The following is a 224-nucleotide window of genomic DNA, read 5'->3' on the forward strand; positions in this document are numbered from 1 at the left end:
CCGCTTGATGAGCCGCTGATTGATCTCAGGGCGACCTGGCGAACGCATCGCCGATCGCCCAGTCTGCTCTTGCATCCCGCTCTTTGCTCTTCCCATACAACACCTCCATAGTTGAGATGTTGCGACCACCGATTGAATCCACCCAGTACGCCAGCCACGACTTCAGGGCGATGCTGGCCGAGTACGGCATCACCAGCTCGATGAGCCGAAAGGGCAACTGCTGG

At 58.9% G+C, this 224-nt stretch carries 1 protein-coding gene; it reads right to left on the reverse strand.

Annotation, left to right across the window (positions count from 1 at the left end; translation table 11 throughout):
• Window positions 1–25: 25 nt before the first annotated feature.
• The coding region (locus QN413_RS27280; protein WP_323499668.1) for a hypothetical protein at window positions 26–224 on the reverse strand (199 nt) is incomplete at its 5' end.

This window comes from Variovorax sp. LG9.2 (genome assembly GCF_035018885.1).
Classification (GTDB): Bacteria; Pseudomonadota; Gammaproteobacteria; order Burkholderiales; family Burkholderiaceae_C; genus Variovorax.